This is a genomic window from Pseudomonas sp. LW8 (assembly GCF_041956865.1).
Classification (GTDB): Bacteria; Pseudomonadota; Gammaproteobacteria; order Pseudomonadales; family Pseudomonadaceae; genus Aquipseudomonas; species Aquipseudomonas siliginis.
This window is the reverse complement of record NZ_CP168138.1, coordinates 1,989,582-2,009,705: the sequence shown is the minus strand read 5'-3', so window position 1 is coordinate 2,009,705 and position 20,124 is coordinate 1,989,582. Positions and strand designations below refer to the sequence as shown.

The 20,124-nt window shown below is 59.0% G+C and carries 18 protein-coding genes and 4 tRNA genes; 5 read left to right on the top strand and 17 right to left on the bottom strand.

The genetic code is table 11. The features are described from left to right. Positions 1-18: 18 nt before the first annotated feature. The 5 genes from AB9L16_RS09000 to AB9L16_RS08980 form a co-directional block, all read right to left on the bottom strand. A complete protein-coding gene (locus AB9L16_RS09000; RefSeq protein WP_041478551.1) occupies positions 19-1,038 on the bottom strand; it encodes a LacI family DNA-binding transcriptional regulator in 1,020 nt (339 codons plus the stop codon). A gap of 3 nt (positions 1,039-1,041) precedes the next feature. After that, the gene (locus tag AB9L16_RS08995; RefSeq protein ID WP_016774040.1) at positions 1,042-2,019 is read right to left on the bottom strand and encodes an ABC transporter permease; all 978 of its coding nucleotides are present in this window, start codon (positions 2,017-2,019) and stop codon (positions 1,042-1,044) included. Next, entirely contained in the window at positions 2,016-3,569 is a 1,554-nt protein-coding gene (locus tag AB9L16_RS08990; RefSeq protein ID WP_236169312.1) for a sugar ABC transporter ATP-binding protein, read from the bottom strand. The genes AB9L16_RS08995 and AB9L16_RS08990 overlap by 4 nt, the downstream gene beginning before the upstream one ends. Before the next feature lie 55 nt (positions 3,570-3,624). Next, positions 3,625-4,581 (bottom strand): sugar ABC transporter substrate-binding protein, encoded by a 957-nt coding sequence (locus tag AB9L16_RS08985; protein ID WP_024012403.1) that lies wholly within the window; start codon positions 4,579-4,581, stop codon positions 3,625-3,627. A 198-nt stretch (positions 4,582-4,779) separates the two neighbouring features. Continuing rightward, on the bottom strand, positions 4,780-5,229 hold the full coding sequence (locus AB9L16_RS08980; RefSeq protein WP_041478549.1) for a hypothetical protein: 450 nt from the start codon (positions 5,227-5,229) through the stop codon (positions 4,780-4,782). A gap of 336 nt (positions 5,230-5,565) precedes the next feature. On the opposite strand from AB9L16_RS08980, the gene AB9L16_RS08975 reads away from it, so the two are divergent. The 3 genes from AB9L16_RS08975 to AB9L16_RS08965 all read left to right on the top strand — a co-directional run bounded on the left by AB9L16_RS08975 (position 5,566) and on the right by AB9L16_RS08965 (position 7,815). After that, positions 5,566-6,654, top strand: a complete 1,089-nt coding sequence (locus tag AB9L16_RS08975) for an asparaginase (protein ID WP_095179504.1) — start codon at positions 5,566-5,568, stop codon at positions 6,652-6,654. A gap of 197 nt (positions 6,655-6,851) precedes the next feature. After that, positions 6,852-7,121 (top strand): DUF1654 domain-containing protein, encoded by a 270-nt coding sequence (locus AB9L16_RS08970; RefSeq protein WP_217863818.1) that lies wholly within the window; start codon positions 6,852-6,854, stop codon positions 7,119-7,121. A 4-nt stretch (positions 7,122-7,125) separates the two neighbouring features. Continuing rightward, on the top strand, positions 7,126-7,815 hold the full coding sequence (locus AB9L16_RS08965) for an endonuclease (protein ID WP_375123397.1): 690 nt from the start codon (positions 7,126-7,128) through the stop codon (positions 7,813-7,815). An 83-nt stretch (positions 7,816-7,898) separates the two neighbouring features. Here the strand turns inward: AB9L16_RS08965 and AB9L16_RS08960 are convergent, their stop codons facing one another. Beyond that, positions 7,899-8,264 carry an SPOR domain-containing protein gene (locus AB9L16_RS08960; RefSeq protein ID WP_375123396.1) on the bottom strand — a complete coding sequence of 122 codons (366 nt, stop codon included), beginning with the start codon at positions 8,262-8,264 and terminating at the stop codon, positions 7,899-7,901. Between the two features lie 250 nt (positions 8,265-8,514). On the opposite strand from AB9L16_RS08960, the gene csrA reads away from it, so the two are divergent. Next, positions 8,515-8,709: a carbon storage regulator CsrA gene (csrA, locus tag AB9L16_RS08955; RefSeq protein WP_375123395.1), complete on the top strand. Its 195-nt coding sequence runs from the start codon at positions 8,515-8,517 to the stop codon at positions 8,707-8,709. A 219-nt stretch (positions 8,710-8,928) separates the two neighbouring features. Here the strand turns inward: csrA and AB9L16_RS08950 are convergent, their stop codons facing one another. Beyond that, the gene (locus AB9L16_RS08950; RefSeq protein ID WP_375123394.1) at positions 8,929-9,384 is read right to left on the bottom strand and encodes a DUF2214 family protein; all 456 of its coding nucleotides are present in this window, start codon (positions 9,382-9,384) and stop codon (positions 8,929-8,931) included. 464 nt (positions 9,385-9,848) lie between these two features. After that, positions 9,849-9,925, bottom strand: a tRNA-Val gene (locus AB9L16_RS08945). A gap of 183 nt (positions 9,926-10,108) precedes the next feature. On the opposite strand from AB9L16_RS08945, the gene AB9L16_RS08940 reads away from it, so the two are divergent. Further along, positions 10,109-11,392 carry an FAD-binding oxidoreductase gene (locus tag AB9L16_RS08940; RefSeq protein WP_041478544.1) on the top strand — a complete coding sequence of 428 codons (1,284 nt, stop codon included), beginning with the start codon at positions 10,109-10,111 and terminating at the stop codon, positions 11,390-11,392. Positions 11,393-11,521: 129 nt separating this feature from the next. Here the strand turns inward: AB9L16_RS08940 and AB9L16_RS08935 are convergent, their stop codons facing one another. The 9 genes from AB9L16_RS08935 to AB9L16_RS08895 all read right to left on the bottom strand — a co-directional run bounded on the left by AB9L16_RS08935 (position 11,522) and on the right by AB9L16_RS08895 (position 20,114). Beyond that, positions 11,522-12,493: an XdhC family protein gene (locus AB9L16_RS08935; protein WP_375123393.1), complete on the bottom strand. Its 972-nt coding sequence runs from the start codon at positions 12,491-12,493 to the stop codon at positions 11,522-11,524. A gap of 1 nt (position 12,494) precedes the next feature. Continuing rightward, entirely contained in the window at positions 12,495-13,730 is a 1,236-nt protein-coding gene (locus AB9L16_RS08930; protein WP_375123392.1) for a c-type cytochrome, read from the bottom strand. Between the two features lie 2 nt (positions 13,731-13,732). Beyond that, positions 13,733-14,272 (bottom strand): (2Fe-2S)-binding protein, encoded by a 540-nt coding sequence (locus tag AB9L16_RS08925; protein WP_016773947.1) that lies wholly within the window; start codon positions 14,270-14,272, stop codon positions 13,733-13,735. Beyond that, positions 14,265-17,096: a xanthine dehydrogenase family protein molybdopterin-binding subunit gene (locus tag AB9L16_RS08920; protein ID WP_375123391.1), complete on the bottom strand. Its 2,832-nt coding sequence runs from the start codon at positions 17,094-17,096 to the stop codon at positions 14,265-14,267. Before AB9L16_RS08920 ends, AB9L16_RS08925 begins: the two co-directional genes overlap by 8 nt. Positions 17,097-17,585: 489 nt before the next feature. Next, positions 17,586-17,662: transfer RNA gene (locus AB9L16_RS08915), tRNA-Asp, on the bottom strand. Positions 17,663-17,755: 93 nt separating this feature from the next. Next, positions 17,756-17,832 (bottom strand) — tRNA-Asp (locus tag AB9L16_RS08910). Between the two features lie 55 nt (positions 17,833-17,887). Next, a tRNA-Val gene (locus AB9L16_RS08905) sits at positions 17,888-17,963 on the bottom strand. Positions 17,964-18,129: 166 nt separating this feature from the next. Continuing rightward, positions 18,130-18,906 carry an SDR family oxidoreductase gene (locus AB9L16_RS08900; RefSeq protein WP_150635750.1) on the bottom strand — a complete coding sequence of 259 codons (777 nt, stop codon included), beginning with the start codon at positions 18,904-18,906 and terminating at the stop codon, positions 18,130-18,132. Continuing rightward, positions 18,903-20,114 (bottom strand): O-succinylhomoserine sulfhydrylase, encoded by a 1,212-nt coding sequence (locus tag AB9L16_RS08895; protein WP_056784395.1) that lies wholly within the window; start codon positions 20,112-20,114, stop codon positions 18,903-18,905. The genes AB9L16_RS08900 and AB9L16_RS08895 overlap by 4 nt, the downstream gene beginning before the upstream one ends. Between the last annotated feature and the right edge of the window lie 10 nt (positions 20,115-20,124).

The following is a 20,124-nucleotide window of genomic DNA, read 5'->3' as shown; positions in this document are numbered from 1 at the left end:
CTACTCATCAATTCGGTTTCAGCGATATTCGGTGAACACGCCGGACAGCGGCGCGGTCGATTCGCGCAGGACAATGCTCGGGGTCACGATGCGTTGATCGGTGCCCGAATCCGGCGCGGCAATTCTGCGCAACAGCACTTCGGCGGCCATCTCGCCCAGTTGCAGGATCGACTGGCCGACCGTGGTCAGCGCCGGATAGACATAACGGCTCATCTGAATGTCATCGAAGCCGATTACCGACAGCTCGGCCGGCACCCGGACATTACGTTCAGCCGCCGCACGCAGCACACCGATGCCAATCATGTCGTTACCGGCAAAAATTGCGCTCGGCGGATTGCTCTCGAGCAGCCGGGCTGCGGCGTTGTAACCGCCGGTGCTGGTGAAGTCGCTTTCGAGCATACGCTCCTCGCGCACCTCGATTCCCGCTTCTCGCAGCGCTCGGCAATAACCGGCCTGACGCATTTGCGCCACGCTGGTACTGGCCGGACCGCCAATGGTGGCGATGTCGCGATGCCCCAACTCGAGCAGGTGACGGGTTGCCAGATAAGCGCCGTATTCATGATCGATACGCACCAGATCGGCATTTACACCTTCCAGGCCCCGGTCAACGATAACCATCGGCGTCTTCACGCCTGCCAGCCCTTGCGCCAGACCAGTGTCACCGCCGGCGGAGGCGACGATCAAACCGTCGATGCGTTTTTCCAGCAACACGCGCAGATAACTGCGCTGCTTGTCCGGATTGTCGTCGGAGTTACAGAGGATCACGCAGTAACCGTTGCGCTCGCAGTAATCCTCGATTCCGCGCGCCAATTCAGCGAAGTACGGGTTGAGGCTGTTAGGCACCAGCAGGCCGATGGTCGCCGTGGTTTTGGCTTTCAGCGAGCGCGCCACGGCACTGGGAACGTAGTCGAGGCTCTTGATCGCCGCCTCGACTTTGCGCCGCACTTCTTGACTCACCGGGCGGGTGTTGTTCACCACGTGCGACACGGTCGTGTAGGAAATACCCGCAAGCGCCGCTACATCCTTGATCGTTGCCATGGTTCAGCCTCGGCGACTGGCGCGTTGACTGCGATAGGTGTCGAGCACCACGGCGATAACAATTACCGCTCCGGTGATGATGCGCTTGGTCGGCTCCGTCGCACCAATCTGTGCGAGACCGGCCGCGAGCACGGAAATGATCAGCACGCCAAAGAAAGTACTGATTACCGAACCGCGTCCACCCATCAGGCTGGTACCACCGATAACCACCGCCGCGATCACTTGCAGTTCCAGACCCGAACCTGCGTTCGGGTCAGCCGCCTCCAGACGCGAAATCTGAAACAGAGCGGCAATGCCCGCCAGCAGGCCCATAAGGCTGAACACCAGAATTTTGTAGGGCTTGGGATTGATCCCGGCCAGCCGCACGGCTTCTTCGTTGGTGCCGATGCCGATCAGGTAGCGGCCGAAAACAGTGCGAGTCAAAACTGCCTGCGCGATGAAGATCACCAGCAAAGCGATGATGAACGAGGGTGAAATACCGAACGCGATCGGATTCGACAGCCAGGCGAACGCATCGCCGATGTACGCAGTCCGCGACCCGGTCATCTGATACGCCACACCGCGGGCCATTTCCAGCACGCCGAGGGAGACGATGAACGACGGAATCCGCCAGGCCACGGTGATCGAGCCAGTGATGGTCCCGGCCAGCGCCGCCACCGCCATGCCGAGCAGCGCCGCTGGCAAAACGCTCCAGCCCCAGCCGAGAATCGCAACGCTGACCGTCGATGCGGCCAACGCCAGCACCGAGCCGACGGACAAATCGATGCCGCCGATGATCAGCACAAAGGTCATGCCCACCGCCAGCACCATCAAGTCGGGAATCTGGTTGGCCAGGGTGCTGAAAGTGTTGTACGAGAGGAAATGGCTGCTCAGAACCGAGAACAGCGCAATCATCGCCAGCAAGGCACCGGCCAGGCCCAGATATGTGCCCAGGCCGAAGAAATTGCCACTACGTTTACTGGCAGAAGATGCAGTTTTCATGGGAGATCCCTAGGCGCTGCCTCATTGAGCAACGCATCACGTTTTTGGTAGCCGGCGAATGCGGCGGCAAGCAAATCATCCTGGGTCCAGCTGTCGCGCTCGAAGGTGTCGATCAGACGCCCCGCCGAAAGCACGCCGATCCGGTCGCAGATCAGCATCAACTCGCGCAAGTCACTGGACACCACCACCAACGCCTTGCCCTGACGGGTCAACTCGCCGAGCAAACCGTAAATGTCGAACTTGGCACCGACATCGATTCCACGAGTCGGCTCGTCGAACAGCAGCACCGAACAGTCGCGCTCCAGCCAGCGACCGATCACGACCTTCTGCTGATTGCCGCCGGACAGCTCCGAAACCAACTGCGTCGGGCTCGAGCTGCGGATGCGCATGGCTTCGATCTGACGCTGCGCCAGGGAAATTTCGTCGCCATTGTTGACGAAACCGCCACTGGAGATTTCCGGCATGTTGCCCAGAGCGATGTTGGCGCTGATCGACTGACTGAGCAGCAGCCCTTCGCCCTTGCGATCCTCGGTGATCAACGCGATGCCATTGCGTACGGCATCGACTGGCGAGCGAATACTCACGACCTTGGCCGGGGAGCCGAGCGCGATGGTGCCGCTGTCGGCAGCATCGGCACCGAATATCAGCCGCAGCAATTCCGTGCGCCCTGCCCCGATCAATCCGGAAATACCGAAGATCTCCCCGGCACGCACCTCGAAAGAGACGTCACGGACTTTGTCAGAACGGGTCAGGCCTTTGACCGTCAGCGCCGGAGCGCCGATCTTGCGCGGCCCCATGTCGATGTGTTCGCCCAGTTCGCGACCGACCATCAAGGTGACCAGTTGCTCGCTGTTGTAGTTGGCCATCGGCTCGACGCAGACCAGGTTGCCGTCACGCAGCACGGCAATACGCTGCGCCACCCGCGCCAGTTCTTCGAGACGGTGAGAGATATAGATGATGGAAACGCCGCGGGCCTGCAATCGGCTGATCTGCTCGAAGAGCATTTCGACTTCGCGCGCCGTGAGCATCGCGGTCGGCTCGTCAAGGATCAGCACATGGCAGTCGCCGATCAGGTTGCGCGCGATTTCAACCATCTGCTGATGGCCGATACCGAGTTCGCCGACCAGCGTGTCCGGATCGATCGCATCGAGCCCGACTTGCGCCATGGCTTCGATCGCCGCCTTGCGCAACTGCTTGCGGCTGATCCAGCCCGCGCTGCTCGGCAGATTATCCAGAAAGAGGTTTTCCGCCACCGACAGCGTCGGCAACAGATTGAGTTCTTGCATGACCATGCGCACGCCAAGCTCTTCAGCCTGGGTACGGCTGCCCGGACGATAGTCCTTGCCGTGGAATTGCATCTGGCCGGTAGTGGGTGTGACCAAACCACCAATGATCTTCGACAGGGTACTTTTGCCGGCACCATTTTCGCCGGTCAGCGCCAGTACTTCACCGCGCATCAGCGTCAGATCGATGCCGGTGAGCACCGGTTGCGCATAGGTCTTGCCGATACCGCTGACCGAGAGGACAGCGTTCGGAGCGGAAACTGACATAGAAATCTCCATGCGCTCGCCCGGACGGACGAGCGCCGTTGTGTCGCCAGATGACTTACTGGGTGACCAGCTCGACCGGTGTTTCGATCACGCCGTTGGCACCGCTGTCGACTTTCTCGCCTTTGATGATCTTCAGCGCGGTTTCGATGCCGAACACGGCCTGCTTGGCTGCAAACTGATCAGCCGTCGCCAGCACGCGGCCGTCCTTGAGCATTGGCTTGATGGCATTGATATTGTCGTAACCGACGACTTTCACCTGCCCAGCCTTACCAGCGGCACGGACTGCGGAAACGGCACCGACCGCCATGCTGTCGTTACCGGCCAGCAGCGCTTTGACATCCGGGTATTCACTGAGGATCGAAGCCGCAACCTTGTTGCCCTTGTCGATTTCCCAGTCACCGGACTGCAGCGAGACCACTTTGATCTGCGCGGCTTCCATCGCGTCCTTGAAACCGGCCGTGCGCGCCTGCGCGTTGGTGGTGGTGGACACGCCTTCGATGATGCCGACCTCGTCGCCCGCCTTCAGCTGCTTGGCCAGGTATTCGCCAACCAGACGTGCACCCTTGCGGTTGTCCGGACCTACGAACGGCACGTTGATGTTCTTGCTTTTGACCACGGCGGGATCAAGCTGGTTGTCGATGTTGATCACCGTGATACCGGCGTCTACGGCCTTCTTGATCACCGGCACCATGGCCTTGGAGTCAGAAGGCGCGATCACCAGTGCATTCACCTTGGCCAGGATCATCTGTTCGACGATGCGAGTCTGGCCGGCGGTGTCGGTTTCGTCTTTGATACCGTTGGAGATCAGATCGAAATCGGCGGAGTGTTCTTTCTGGTAGGCCTTGGCGCCGTCTTCCATGGTCAGGAAGAATTCGTTGGCCAAAGATTTCATGACCAGCGCGACTTTGGGCTTTTCTGCAGATTCGGCGAACGCCGAGGAGACAGGTAGTGCGGCGGCTGTGGCAGCCAGCATAGCGACAGCAAGAAGACGTGCGGCGAATGGCAGCTTCATGGGTTCACTCCGATCTTATGATTATTGTGAGCAACGTTTGCGCTGACGTAAGCTACGTCACGGCTCCGAGAGCAGATGCCCTTCCAAGTCGCGCAAACGTTTGCGTAGACCGAACTATGAGAATCCCGCCGACATTTGTCAACAATCAGAAATCGTCTTTTGTTGTAGGCCGAATCGCTGAGTCGGCCATCTGACGCTTCAGGCGGTCGTGTTGACCAGGCCACCGCTGGTAGCGCTTTTCGACATCTCCTTGACCAACGCACCCGCCACTTCTGCCAGTGCGGCGCTGGTTTGCGCGATCTGGCCCTGAATCGACATCACTGCCTGGGACTTCGCTTCGGGAGTCGGATAGCTTGCAGCCTGAGCCGCAGCCAGTTGCTGTTGCTGCTCCTGAAGTTGCTTCTGCAATTCCTTCATCCGCTTGAGCAACGTCTTGACGGTGATGCTGAGATTGCTGTCAGCCTCGGTTTCACTGTTTTCCTGCACAGGCCCGCCACCGGTTCTGACCTGATTCTTCTCAGTCTTTTCGGTACCCAGCGCCTGCGCCGAAGTCTCATTGGTCGCATCGTTCAGGCTGTTGATCGTCGCTGCAGTTTTACCGCCAATGGTGACTGCAGCGGGATTGGCAAAACCGACCGTCAGTGACATGTGAACTCCTAAGATTTGGTTTCCTTGAGGACGCATCGGCCTGAGAGCACATTTCTTTAGCGAGGATTTGTCACCCGCCTGGCTTTTCAGAGATTGCCTATCGGCGAGCCGAACACGAATCCGCCTGTCGTTCGGAATCCCGGATGGATGAATCCTCAACGATGCTCCAGCCCTCGACAAATATTGATTTAAATCATTGGGTTAAACATTTTCCGCCAGCACATTACGCATGGTATGAATCCTGCTCCCGTCCTTGCACCTCGAGCATTCAGATCGGCTTGGGGCGCATCTAGATGAACCTGCATCAGCACCGTCTCACGACTAGAGAGAAAAATAATGAAATCTGCTTTCAATACTTTGATTCCGGGCGCACTGGCCCTCCTCCTGCTCCTGCCTGCTGCCCTTCAGGCAAAAGAAGCCGAAACCCAGACGAAACTGGCGAACGTCGTCGTCCTCGCCACAGGCGGAACCATCGCTGGCGCCGGCGCCAGTGCTGCCAACAGCGCCACTTATCAGGCAGCAAAAGTCGGTATCGAACAACTGATTGCCGGCATTCCCGAGTTGAGCAAACTGGCTAACGTGCGCGGCGAACAAGTCATGCAGATCGCTTCGGAAAGCATCACCAACGACAACCTGCTGCAATTGGGTCGTCGCGTTTCCGAACTGGCCGACAGCAAGGACGTGGACGGCATCGTTATCACCCACGGCACCGACACTCTGGAAGAAACCGCGTACTTCCTGAACCTGGTCGAGAAAACCGACAAGCCGATCATCGTCGTAGGTTCGATGCGTCCGGGCACTGCCATGTCGGCAGACGGCATGCTCAACCTGTACAACGCCGTCGCCGTGGCGAGCAGCAAAGAAGCACGCGGCAAAGGTGTGCTGGTGACCATGAACGACGAGATCCAGTCCGGTCGCGACGTCAGCAAAATGATCAACATCAAGACCGAAGCATTCAAAAGCGCGTGGGGTCCGCTGGGCATGGTGGTCGAAGGCAAATCCTACTGGTTCCGCCTGCCGGCCAAGCGTCACACCATGGATTCGGAATTCGACATCAAGGACATCAAGAGCCTGCCTGACGTAGAAATTGCCTACTCCTACGGCAACGTCAGCGATACCGCCTACAAGGCACTGGCTCAAGCCGGCGCCAAAGCCATCATCCACGCCGGCACTGGCAACGGTTCGGTATCTTCCCGCGTGGTTCCATCCCTGCAAGCGCTGCGCAAGGATGGCGTGCAGATCATTCGCTCGTCCCACGTCAACGCCGGCGGCTTTGTCCTGCGTAACGCCGAACAGCCCGACGACAAATACGACTGGGTTGTCGCTCACGACCTGAACCCGCAGAAAGCCCGCATCCTGGCGATGGTTGCACTGACCAAGACCAACGACAGCAAAGAGCTGCAACGGATGTTCTGGGAATACTGATTGAACATCGCCTGATCACTTCTCGATCGGGCAATTGCGCATCACCTGTCAGCTTGGCAGGTGGTGCCCCGCTTACACCCTTCCAATACTTTTCCCACAAAAATCTCGACAAGTCCTACACCAAAATCGGAAACCCGCTGTCAGAGGATTTTCTTGAATTTTAAGCAGTTGCGAAATCGCTTACAGTTAAATACTGTATGCACGTACAGCTTAATAAGGATAACCTCGTGGCCACCTCTCCTGCTGCTCCTGACGCTTATGAACGCATGGGTATGCGCGTTCAGAAAATCATCAATTCCCCCACCGCACAAAAAGCCAAAGCCGCACTGATTTTCCGTCTGCCGGATGAGCCGATAGACGACTGGGAGCGCTTGCTCGAGGAAATCGACGAGAACGACAACGTCACCCTCGCCTATCGCGATGACGGTGGCGTGCAGATTTTTTGGGTTGTGCCGAAGGAAGATTGATTCAATGACTGTCCGCTGTGTTGCTTTGCTGTTGTTGTTTTTCGCCGTGGGCGCCCAGGCTGGCGCCCCACGTACATTTTCCGAAGCCAAGAAAGCTGCATGGAAACTTTATGCGCCGCAGTCCACGGAGTTTTACTGCGGCTGCAAGTACACCGGCAACCGCGTCGATCTCAAGGCTTGCGGCTATGTGCCGCGCAAGAACGCCAAGCGTGCATCGAGGATCGAGTGGGAGCACATCGTGCCAGCGTGGCAGATCGGGCATCAGCGGCAGTGCTGGCAGCAAGGCGGACGCAAGAATTGCACGCGTTACGATCCGGTTTATCAAAAGGCCGAAGCTGACCTGCACAACCTGGTACCGAGCATCGGTGAGGTCAACGGTGATCGCAGCAACTTCAGCTACGGCTGGTTGCCGGTGCAGTCCGGTCAGTATGGATCCTGCCTGACGCAGGTCGACTTCAAGGCCAAGAAGGTCATGCCCCGCCCTTCGATCCGCGGCATGATCGCCCGCACGTATTTTTACATGAGCAAACAATACGGACTGCGGCTTTCGAAGCAAGATCGGCAGTTGTACGAAGCGTGGGACAAGACCTATCCAGTGCAGGACTGGGAACGTCAGCGCAACCAGAGCGTGGCGTGCGTGATGGGGCGTGGCAACGAGTTTGTCGGCTCGGTAAATCTGAAAGCCTGCGGCTGATCGCAGCACAAAAAAAGGCCTCGAGCGTTATGCTCGAGGCCTTTTTCATGTCTGGCGTTCAATCTGTGTTGAAGGCGCTTCGCTTATGGCGTGAGCGGATGCTCAATCACCACCGACTCGATATTTTGTTTCTTGGCTTTTACCAACGCCGCATCCACCTGCACCTTGCGCGCTTCGGCATCAGCCTGGGAGTTGAACGGACCTATCAGAATTCGTGTTTTACCGTTGCCGTCCTTCACGACCGTCGGAACGAAAGCGTGCTCGATCAACCAGCCGCTCAGATCACTGACGGCCTGAGGAGTCTCGCCACGCACTTCCAGATCCCACTGTGGCGCGGCGGCCGCCGGCGCTGCCGCGACCTTTGCCTCAGGCTTTGGCGCATCTACATTCTTGCCTTCACCGCAGCCTGCCAATGCCAGTGCCGCTACCAGCCAAACCAATTTGCGCACAACGCTTTCCTCGGAATTCACAAAGCCGCGATCTTATCATTCAAAAATACTTCGCGAGCCCCGCAAAATGGGCACAAAACAACGAGAATGATGATTGCAGCCTCTGTATAGTTACGCCCTGGGAATTAATGCCGCATCTGCGCGTCAGAAAGAGGCACCCAAACCGTGAGACTTCGCACTAATCTATAGATACCACCGACCTCTGCACTGTCTGAATCAGGTGCCCTACAAAGCAATCAAGGAGAAGACCATGCTGATACTCACCCGCAAAGTCGGTGAAAGCATAAACATTGGTGATGACATCACGATCACCATCCTCGGAGTCAGCGGCCAACAAGTCCGCATCGGCATCAACGCTCCGAAAAACGTGGCAGTGCACCGTGAAGAAATTTACCAACGCATCCAGGCCGGCCTGACCGCTCCGGACAAGCCGCAAACATCCTGAGCCACTTTGCATTACGTAGCCAGTCCTATTGCCGTCGCGCAAGACTGGCTAAAGATTCACGCGCCGTTTAGCCATCCGCATTTCACCCCGCTGGGCACGGCGCCTGAAGCACACTGACTCCTTTCACTTGTCACTCCCTCCTTTCTTGCGCCGATATTACCTTTCACTCCTGGAGCTGGCTGTCGGACGTTTCCGATAGAGCACGGAGAATTTCGCCTTCTAAGCGAATATCACCCCACGCGCCATGCCTGTCGCCGCGACCATCATCAGGATCAGCAGCAGCGCTTCAACATGACTGATGCGCGCGTACAACTTCGCACGCCCGGCATCAGGCGCTACCCCGCGCGACGATGCGATGCGCCATTTGATCAGCGTGATCATGGGTGCAAGCTCTACCAGCAGGATCAGCACTAACAACGTCATCTTCAGATGAAACAGCGGCTGATTCAGGTAATAGTCAGAGCCTTTCTCGTAACCACCAAATGCGCGCATCGCTCCGGTAATAAGCAGCGTCAAAGCTGAAAGCCCCCACAAGTTATCCGCGAGCAGCACGCGCTTGACCTCTCCCGTACCCGCCGAGAGCTGGCTGAACACTGTGCCGCGCGTCAGCACCGCCCAGAAAGCCAAGGCAAACGCGAATAGATGAACAGCCGCAAGGATCCACTGACTCAGCATCGACGCACTCCCTTACAAAGAGTTGAAAATCGGCCAGTCAGTAGTAGACGAAAAAGCGGGGCCTCGCTTGGAGGTGACGGCGAGACAGATGCCAAACGCCAAAACGCAGGCAAAAAAAATCCCAAGCAGCTGATGGAAGCTTGGGATTTAAAAATGCATAAACCGTGGTGGTGAACGCGGAACGGATGTTACTTAAATTCCCAATATGCAACAAGGCTTTTTCGATAACCGGTTGGAGAAAAATAGCTGTAAGCCTTTGGATATTCAGGTGTTTTCAACCACGAAATGGTAAAAAAACGCACCAAAATGGCGCTTGATCATTTTGCGCAAATAGTAATGAATGGAGAGCTGATCAGAGCGAAGCGGAAATGACTGGGAACAAGCGTTGCGCAAATCGCAGAAAACAAAAAAGGGCCCACCTTTCGGTGAGCCCTTCTAGACCGCCCAGCAGAGCGGATTTTGTTTGGTAGGCGCGATTGGACTCGAACCAACGACCCCCACCATGTCAAGGTGGTGCTCTAACCAACTGAGCTACGTGCCTGCTGTGAGGCGGCATTCTACGGAATTCCGGAGGGGTGTCAACACCTTTTTTTCACCTAACCCTATGAATATGCAAAATATTTAATTTCGCCTCAGCGACGAAGATTTTCCGGTGGCTGGCGGAGGTTTTTCAACTCGGGTAGGATCGGCACACTCGTAAAATATATTAAACAGAGGCGGCAGGATGGCGAACACCCAATACCCAGAGTCTTATTACGCTGCGTCGGCCAATGCCGTACCACCACGCCCTGTGCTGCAGGATGATGTGGAGACGGACGTCTGTGTGATCGGCGCCGGGTATACCGGGCTGTCGTCCGCCCTGTTCCTGTTGGAGAACGGTTTTCGCGTAACCGTGCTGGAAGCGGCGAAAGTCGGTTTTGGCGCCTCTGGCCGAAACGGTGGGCAGATCGTCAACAGCTATAGCCGCGACATTGATGTCATCGAACGCACGGTCGGCCCCAAGCAGGCGCAACTGCTCGGCGAAATGGCCTTTGAAGGCGGCCGGATCATTCGCGAGCGCGTGGCCAGATACAACATCCAGTGCGACCTGAAAGACGGTGGTGTATTCGCCGCCCTTTCCGCCAAACAAATGGGCCACCTTGAATCGCAGAAACGGTTGTGGGAACGCTTTGGTCACACTCAGCTGGAACTGATGGACCAACGCCGCATCCGTGAAGTGGTGGGTTGCGATCAATACGTCGGGGGCATGCTCGATATGAGCGGCGGCCACATCCATCCGCTGAATCTGGCGCTCGGTGAAGCAGCGGCAGTCGAGTCTCTCGGCGGCACCATCTATGAGCAATCACCTGCCGTGCGCATCGAGCGCGGGGCCAATCCGGTTGTGCATACACCGCAAGGCAAGGTCAGGGCCAGGTTCATCATCGTCGCCGGCAACGCCTATCTTGGTAATCTGGTGCCCGAGCTGGCGGCCAAATCGATGCCGTGCGGTACCCAGGTGATCACCACCGAGCCGCTGGGCGATGAGCTGGCGAAGGCGCTTTTGCCGCAGGATTACTGCGTGGAGGATTGCAACTATCTGCTCGACTACTATCGCCTGACCGCCGACAAACGCTTGATCTTCGGTGGCGGCGTGGTTTACGGCGCTCGCGATCCGGCGAATATCGAAGCGATCATTCGCCCGAAGATGCTCAAAGCTTTCCCGCAACTCAAGGACGTGAAGATCGACTACGCCTGGACCGGCAACTTCCTGCTGACCCTTTCGCGCTTACCGCAGGTCGGGCGCCTGGGCGACAACATCTATTACTCGCAGGGCTGCAGCGGCCACGGCGTCACCTACACGCACCTGGCTGGCAAAGTCCTCGCCGAAGCGTTGCGCGGTCAGGCCGAGCGCTTCGATGCCTTTGCCGACCTGCCGCACTATCCCTTCCCCGGCGGGCAACTGCTACGCACACCGTTTGCCGCGCTGGGCGCCTGGTATTACGGGCTGCGCGATAAGTACGGCCTATAAACACCATTGTGGCGAGGGGATTTATCTCCGCTGGGGGTGCGAAGCGCCCCCTCTTGAGCAGGAGGGGACTGCTACGCAGTCCAACGGGGATAAATCCCCTCGCCACAGTAGATTCAGCAAGGCTTAGGATCAGAGCTGATCCCGAGCGATCCCGCTGCGAATCCGCAGGATATCCGCCAGCACCGCCAGCGCAATTTCCGCCGGGGTCTTGCTGCCGAGGTTGAGGCCGATCGGCGCATGAATCCGCGCCAGCTCCGCCTCGCTCAAACCACCAATGCGACGTAAGCGCTCAAAGCGTTTTTGCGACGTCTGCAGCGATCCCATCACACCGATGTAAAACGCCTTGGTGCGCACCGCCTCCATCATCGCCAGATCATCGATACGCGGATCGTGGGTCAACGCCACTACCGCCGTATCGCGATGACAACCACCGTCGGCAATAAACACCGAAGGCAACTGCCGACGGATTTCCACGCCATTGAGCACCACACCTTCCAGCACCTCCTCGCGCGGATCGCAGAGAATCACTTCGAAGCCAAGTCCTACCGCGAACTCGGCACAGGCCTGCGCCACACTGGAGTAGCCGGCGAGCAACAAGCGCTGTGCTGCACCGATACGGATGCGCACCCGATCAATCTCACGCTCGATCCGTGCACCCTGCTCGCGATCAGCCAACAGAACGCGCGCACCGCTGGCCAGATCGACTTCGCGAAGCAGACGACGTTGACCCAGCAGCGCTGACTCCAGTTCACGCAGATGCGCCTGCACCGCGCTGTCGGCGTCAAGTTTTTCCACCAACACATCGAGAATGCCACCGCAAGGCAGACTGACCCGCGAGCGCGGATCATCGCCTTCGCCGTAACGCACGACGCTGACTACTTCGAGAAACGCACCTTCGGCAACGCGCTGAAGAAAATCCTCCTCAACGCAACCGCCCGACAGCGAACCGATCCACTGCCCGCTTTCGTTCACCGCGAGCAGCGAACCCGGCGCGCGCGGTGCCGAGCCGTAAGTGGTCAGCACCGTGCACAGCCAGATTCGCTGCCCGGCCACCGACCATTCCAGCGCCCGACGCACCACTTGCAGATCGAGATGCTGCATATCAGTGGGCCTTGTGCTCGACGCTCGGCGCGTCGGCTTGCAGCTTCTGCACTTCACTTACTGCCAGCTCAGCGCTCTGGCCGCCCCAACCCTGACGCAGGTAGTTGAGCAGATCAGTCAATTGCTCAGGACTGAGCTTTTCAGCAAAACCCGGCATCGGCTGCATGTGCTCGAACCCGGAGAACTTCTGTTCGCCGATGCCGTCCTCGATCACTCGCAACAGATTGCGCGGATCTTCCAGACGCAACGTGGTGTTGCCGCGCATGGCCACTGCGATGTGCGGTTTGCCTTCTCCGCCAACCGCGTGACAACCGGCGCAGACGTTCAGATATTCCTGACGGCCGCGCTGAGCACTCGCGCTGAGCTTGTCCAGCGGTACTTCGACGAGCTCTTTGGCTGGTGGCGGTTGCTCGCCAAGCAGGAACGTCGCCATTGCCGCCAGATCAGCATCGCTCAGACCTTGAGTGCTGTTGTGAAACACCGGGAACATTTCGTTGAACATCGTTCCTTGCGCGCTCATGCCATGCTTGAGAAACGTGCTTAGATCCTGCTGATTCCAGCCGCGCGCGGCCAGGTCGGTAGCCAGCAGGCTCGGCGCGAGATAACCATTGAGGATGCCGCCGGTCATGCGCTTGTCCATTTGCATCGCGCCGGGCAGGCCGCGTGGCGTATGGCATTCACCGCAATGGCCGAGGACGTCGACCATATACTGGCCACGCTTCCACGCCGCACTTTTGCCTTCGGCGGGCTCCAGCTTGACGTCTTTGCCGTAGAGCATGTTCCAGCCGGTCAGGCCCAGACGCACATTGAACGGAAAGCTCAGGCTGGTCACCGGCGCGGCGCGTTCGATCGGCTCGATGGTTTTCAGATACGCGTGAATCGCATCGGAATCGGCGCGCGGCATCAGGTGATACGAGGTGTACGGCATCGCCGGATACAGATTCGCACCGTCGCGCCGTTTGCCTTCGGTCAGCGCAGCGAAGAACTCGTCATCGTTGTACAGACCGATGCCGTGCTCTTTGCTCGGGGTGATGTTGGTGCCGTAGATCGTGCCGAATGGCGAGACGATCGGCAGGCCGCCGGCATAGGGCGCGCCACCGGGTGCGGTGTGACAAGCCATGCAATCAGCGGCGCGGGCGAGGTATTCGCCGCGCTTGACCTGATCCTCGGCGTGGACCGCCAAAAGCGGCGCAGCCAGTCCGACCGCAAAAGTCAGGCGGGTCAGTAAACGCTTCATGCTCAACCCTCCTTGACCAGGCCGAGATCGGTCAGCACGTTGCGCGTGGCGTTGTAATAACGCACGTAACCGGTGCAGCGGCAGACGTGATGACCGAGACTGTCCTCGATCACCTGTTCCAGCTGACTTTTGACAATCGGCTGGCGCTGCAGCTTCTCGACCAACACCGTCGCGGCGTTGACGAAGCCTGGCGCGCAGTAGCTGCACTGGAAAGCGAACTCGTCGACAAAGCGCTGCTGGATCGGATTGAGCTCGGTGACCTGGCCCTGCTCGTCGCGAGTGGCGTGGCCTTCGATGGTGCGGACTTTCTTGCCCTCGAAGTAGTGCGCGCCGGTGATGCAGGTGCGCACTTCTTCGCTGGTACCGTCGGGGTTATCAACGATCACCACACAGGCGTGGCAGATCCCCTGACCGCAGCCCAGCCGCGAGCCGGTGAGGTTTTTGTATTCGTGCAGGTAGTCGATCATCGGCAGGTCATCAGGGATGTCCACCGGGCCGACGGATTGACCATTGAGGGTCAGTTGAAGCGGACGGTTAGCCATTGAGGGCCTCCTTGATGCGCGCAGCGGTGATAGGCAAGTCACGAACACGTTTACCGATGGCGTGCGCCACGGCGTTACCGATGGCACCGACAATCGGGATCATCACCACTTCGGCGATGCCCTTGGACGGATCGCTCGGCGACAGCGGCGGCAGGATCTCCGCAGTCTGCTTCCACACCGCTACGTGACGCGCCATCGGCAGACGGTAACGGTTGAAGTTCCAGTCACCCTCCCCCGGCCCGCCTTCGTACAACGGCATCTCTTCCATCAGCGCATGACCAATACCCATGGCGATACCGCCTTCGAGCTGGCCCTTGACCAACTCTTCAACCAGCACCCGGCCGCACTCGATCCACGAATGGTGGTTGAGCACCTCGACTTCCGCCGAGCCTTTATTGACCTTCAACTCGACCAGCGTCGCGACCGGGCTGTAATAGGTCACGGCAGCGTTGTTCAACTGCACTACCGGGTAGTTGACGTTCTGCCGATCAAGCAAGTGGAAGCCGGCGCTGTTCATCTGCGCTTTCTTCGCTTGCGGCGCGCCATCGCCGTATTTCACCGCCAGACCGTCGAGCGGCAGGCGCTCGCGCACGCCGTCGATGCTGTATTCAGCCTCGGCCCAGCTCCAGCGGTTGAAACCATGCACCGTGGCGCCAGTCACCAGACCGCGTTCGTGGGCGCGTTTGGCCAGTTCTTCGAAACTCAGCGGCTGCATGCCGTTGGCGGTCAGCTTGCCGTCGACCCAATGCGCATCTTCGCGACGCACCACGTAAGGGTTGGCCTGGCCGCCGTACGGCCCCTGACGCCATATCTCCAGCGCCGCCGGCCACAAACCATGGTTGAACAGCACCCGCGCCGCTTCACGGGTCGCATGACTGAAGTAATAGGCGGAGTTGGTCGCCGAGGACGCCGACGCCAGCTTGCCGACCCAGCGCGGATTACGCAGCAGATTGTCCTGTTCGGCCTGACTCATGATGTACGGGTTGCCGCTGGTGATCAGCTGCATTTCCTGCCACTCGGTTTCTCCGGTCTTCACATCATGCGCCGGGCTGCCGAGGAAATCGGCGACGACCAAGGCTTGCGAAGTGGACATGCCGGTGCCGATTTCGATACCGATATGGCGCAGGGTGATGCGCCCGTCAGCGGTGAATTCGATGCTGGCCATCGGTGCTTCGGAGCCGGTACCGAAGTCTTTCTGGCAAATGGCGAAACCGACGCCGTACCAGTTATCCGGGTCTGCCGCTTCACGTTGTTGCTTGATCGTGTCGCGGTTTTTCCAGACTTCGTGCACCGAGGCCTTGTCGAGAATTTCGTGCAGGCGCAATGCACCGGCCGGGATTGCGCCCTGGGTATTTTTCATACCGGAACGCAGGGCATTCCTGCGGCGCAAATCGATGGCGTCGACACCCAGACGATTGGCGATCTCGTCGACCATCATTTCGGTCGCCGCCATGCTTTGCAGGGTGCCGTAACCGCGCATCGAACCCGCCTCGACCGCGCGCGAGTGATACGCGGTGACTTGCAGGTCGTTCTGCGGCATGTAGTAGATCGACTGCGCTGCGGTGGCGCCAACCGCCGCCACCGATGGGCTGTAGTTGACCCGACCGCCGCCGTCGACGCTCATTTCTGCACGGAAAATCTTGAAGGTGTAGTCGTTCTTGTCCACGGCCAACTGGTAGCGGATGTCGAACGGGTGACGCTTGATACCGCTCTGGAATTGCTCATAGCGGTCGTTGGCCAGACGCACCGGCACACCGGCGCCGTACAGCGCGGCCAGGGCTGCGTAGTAGACAAAAATGTTGTGGTCTTTGGAGCCATACCCGACGGTGTAGCCCGGGTGCATGTTCAGGTTGGCCAGGCCGAAACGCGACGGCCCGATCATCTTCGCAGTCTCGGTCGCGACTTCCAGCGGGCACTGCGTCGCCACGACGAAATGCAGGGTTTTGGTTTTCGGGTCGTACCAGCCGTTGCCGTTGTCCGGCTCAAGGGCGGCCGGTTCGATCGACGGCGTCTTGTAGCGCTCATCGAACACCAGCCAGTTGTCTGGCGGCGTGTCGATCTCCTGCTTCATGCGGTCGGCGTAGAACAGACCGCGCTCGGTGAGGTTGCCATGCAGGTTCGGCGATGCATTCCACACTGGACGGCGGTTCTTCAGCATCGGGAACAGAATCGAATCCTTGAGGCTGGCGAACTCGTCTTCATCCGCCGAGGTCGCGCCACCGACGCGCACATAGCGGAAGCTGCCGTAGGGATCGCCTTCGTAGAACGGCACTTTGGCGCCGTAACGAATCGCCTTGTCATTGAATTTGAGTTGATTCTTGGCCTGACGGAAACGCTCGAAATCGTTCCAGATCAGGATCGCCACCGGGTGACCGATGAACATCGGCACTTTACCTTCCGGCAGCAATGGATCAGGCGCGTGCTCTTCGGGGAAGACGATACCGTCCTTGTCCAGATCGGCAGCGGTAACGATGCGGTCTGGCTGCAGATCAGCGCCGAGCCACGACAGGTCGTAACCTGCGTAGATACGGTCGGCCTTGATGGTTTTCAGCAGCATGGCGTGGCCCTGTTGCTCAGGCCAGCCAGGCATGTCCTTGGCGCGGATGTCGCGGGCAAACACCTTGCTGCCGCAGACCTTGGACAAGGCATCGTTGCGTTGACGGGCCTTGCCGTTATTGCCGAGCCATTTCTCGGACGGCACGGTGACGCTGTTTTCCATCAAGGCAGCCAGCGCCTGACTGCTGAGCGGCGTAAGCGTAACGCTCACACCCGCCACCAGCCCGCCCTGGAGGAACGAGCGCCGGGATATTTCACGGTTGGACATGGATCATCCTCTGGGCGGTTATAGGTCCGCCCTTGTGGTTATCTACTGGGGATCTCGAGTCGTGCAGAAGCTCTTTCTGGCGAAGCAAAGAGCTGTGTTGACAGTGCAAAGCTGACCGAAAGGTTAACTTTAAAGGTTTCTGCGCCCACAGCAAACAACCAGTTACAAAAACCTGACTAAATAATCAAAAAATCAATGCGACGTAGCACCGCATCCGATCTGCCGAGATAACAGAGCGTGCCTATGTGGGAGCGAGCCTGCTCGCGAAAAAGTTTTTCCAGGCAATACAGATTTTGAACGTGCCGGCGCTTTCGCGAGCAGGCTCGCTCCCACAGGGATTCGCATGGACTTAAGGAGAGAGGAAGAGGAATAACCAAATTTCAGACACAAAAAACCCCGGTCTTTCGACCAGGGTCTTTGCTATCGATCCGATTCAGCCAATGGCTGATTTCGGCGCTTCAAGGCGTTCAGTGGTCCTTGAAACAGATATGGCGCAGCGGACGGGACTCGAACCCGCGACCCCCGGCGTGACAGGCCGGTATTCTAACCGACTGAACTACCGCTGCGTATCGCTTTGAGCTTGCGCTCAAGTAACTCGTTTTGATTGCCGGCTTCGGTGCCTTGCAATCGCGAATCAGATGAATCTGACTCGTAAAATATGGCGCAGCGGACGGGACTCGAACCCGCGACCCCCGGCGTGACAGGCCGGTATTCTAACCGACTGAACTACCGCTGCGCGTCGGTGCAGGCACTTTCAGCCTACTCTCTTGCTTGCGCAAGCTTCTCGGGAGTGGTGGGTGATGACGGGATCGAACCGCCGACATTCTGCTTGTAAGGCAGACGCTCTCCCAGCTGAGCTAATCACCCGTTTGCATCTCCGAGGCCGCGAAATTTACGCAGGTGGCGAAGCTAAGTCAATAGCAGGATTGGAGTTTTTCTGAAAAAGACGAAATTGCTTCATTCCTGAAGAAGCCATCGACCGATGGACCGCATTCGCCAGCAGGCTCGCTCCCACAGGACGCGGCTTCGCTTGTTATTCCGTGTAGATCATCTTCTTGGTCATGCCGCCATCGACGACGAATTCCTGCCCGGTGACAAATCCCGCATTGCGCGACAGCAACCACGCCACCATCGCCGCCACGTCTTCGACCGTCCCCACCCTGCCCGCCGGATGCTGGGCGTGATCGGCATCGGCCAACGGTTCGGCGCGACGCACCGAGGGATCACGCGCATCGATCCAGCCCGGACTGACCGCATTCACGCGGATTTCCGGTCCAAGGCTGATTGCCAGCGCATGGGTCAGCGCCAACAGCCCACCCTTGCTCGCCGCATACGCCTCGGAGTCCGCCTCCGACTGTCGCGCACGGGTCGAGGCCAGATTGACGATCGAACCGTTGTGCGCACGCAGATAAGGCGCACAGTGCTTGGCCAGCAACATCGGCCCGCTCAGATTCACCGCCAGCACCCGATTCCAGTACGCCAGATCGAGGCTTTCCAGAGTGATGTTGTGCGGATCTGCCACCGCCGCGTTGCAGACAAGCGCATCAAGGCGACCAAACTGTCCCAGCACCTCGGCCACGCCCAGTGCGACCTGATTTTCCTCGGCGACGTCCATGGCGATGAACCAGGCATTCTCGCCGAGCACCTTCGCCACTTTCGAACCACGCGCCCGATCGAGATCGGTCAGCACCACTTGCCAGCCTTCGCTGATCAGCCAGGCGGCAATTCCGAGGCCAATACCGCGTGCAGCGCCGGTGACCAGCGCCACGCGGCCATGGGTATTGGCCGCCGGTGTGGACAACTCGATCACAATGCCGCCAGACCGCGCGCCAGGTCAGCCTGCAGGTCAGCCACATCTTCCAGACCAACCGCGACGCGAATAAGGCTGTCGCGAATCCCCGCCGCTTCACGCTCCTGCGGCGCCAGACGGCCGTGGGAGGTGGTGCTTGGATGGGTGATCGTGGTTTTGCTGTCGCCGAGGTTGGCGGTGATCGAAATCAACCGAGTAGCATCGATAAAGCGCCAGGCGCCTTCTTTGCCGCCCTTGACCTCGAAGCTGACCACCGCACCAAAACCCTTCTGCTGGCGCTGGGCCAACTCGTGCTGCGGATGGCTCTTCAGACCGGCGTAATGGACTTTCTCGATGCCGTCCTGCTGCTCCAGCCATTCGGCCAGCGCCTGAGCGTTGGCGCAATGCGCTTTCATGCGCAGGTTGAGGGTCTCGAGGCCTTTGAGAAAGATCCACGCGTTGAACGGGCTGAGGGTCGGCCCGGCGGTCCGCAGGAAACCCACCACTTCTTTCATCTGTTCACCGCGACCGGCGACAACGCCGCCCATGCAGCGGCCCTGACCGTCGATGAACTTGGTCGCCGAGTGCACGACAATGTCCGCGCCGAGCTTCAGCGGCTGCTGCAACGCCGGGGTGCAGAAGCAGTTGTCGACCACCAGCTGCGCGCCCTTGGCATGAGCGATTTCAGCCAGGGCGGCGATATCCACCAGCTCGGCCAACGGGTTGGACGGCGACTCGACAAAAAGCAGTTTGGTGTTGGACTTGATCGCCGCGTCCCAGGCTGACAGATCGGCCAGCGGGACGTAATCGACTGCGACGCCGAAGCGCTTGAAATACTTCTCGAACAGGCTGATGGTCGATCCGAACACGCTGCGCGACACCAGCACATGATCGCCAGCACTGCACAGGCTCATCACCACCGCCATGATCGCGGCCATGCCGGTTGCCGTGGCGACGGCTTGCTCGGCGCCCTCCAGCGCGGCAATGCGTTCTTCGAACGCGCGCACGGTCGGGTTGGTGTAGCGCGAATAGACGTTGCCAGGCACTTCGCCGGCAAAGCGCGCCGCTGCATCGGCAGCGGTGCGGAACACGTAACTGGAGGTGAAGAACATCGGGTCACCGTGTTCGCCTTCCGGCGTGCGGTGCTGACCGGCACGGACGGCCAGGGTATCGAACGCTACGCCTTCGAGGTCGCTGTCCAGCCGACCGGCATCCCATTCCTGACTCATGCTGTCTCTC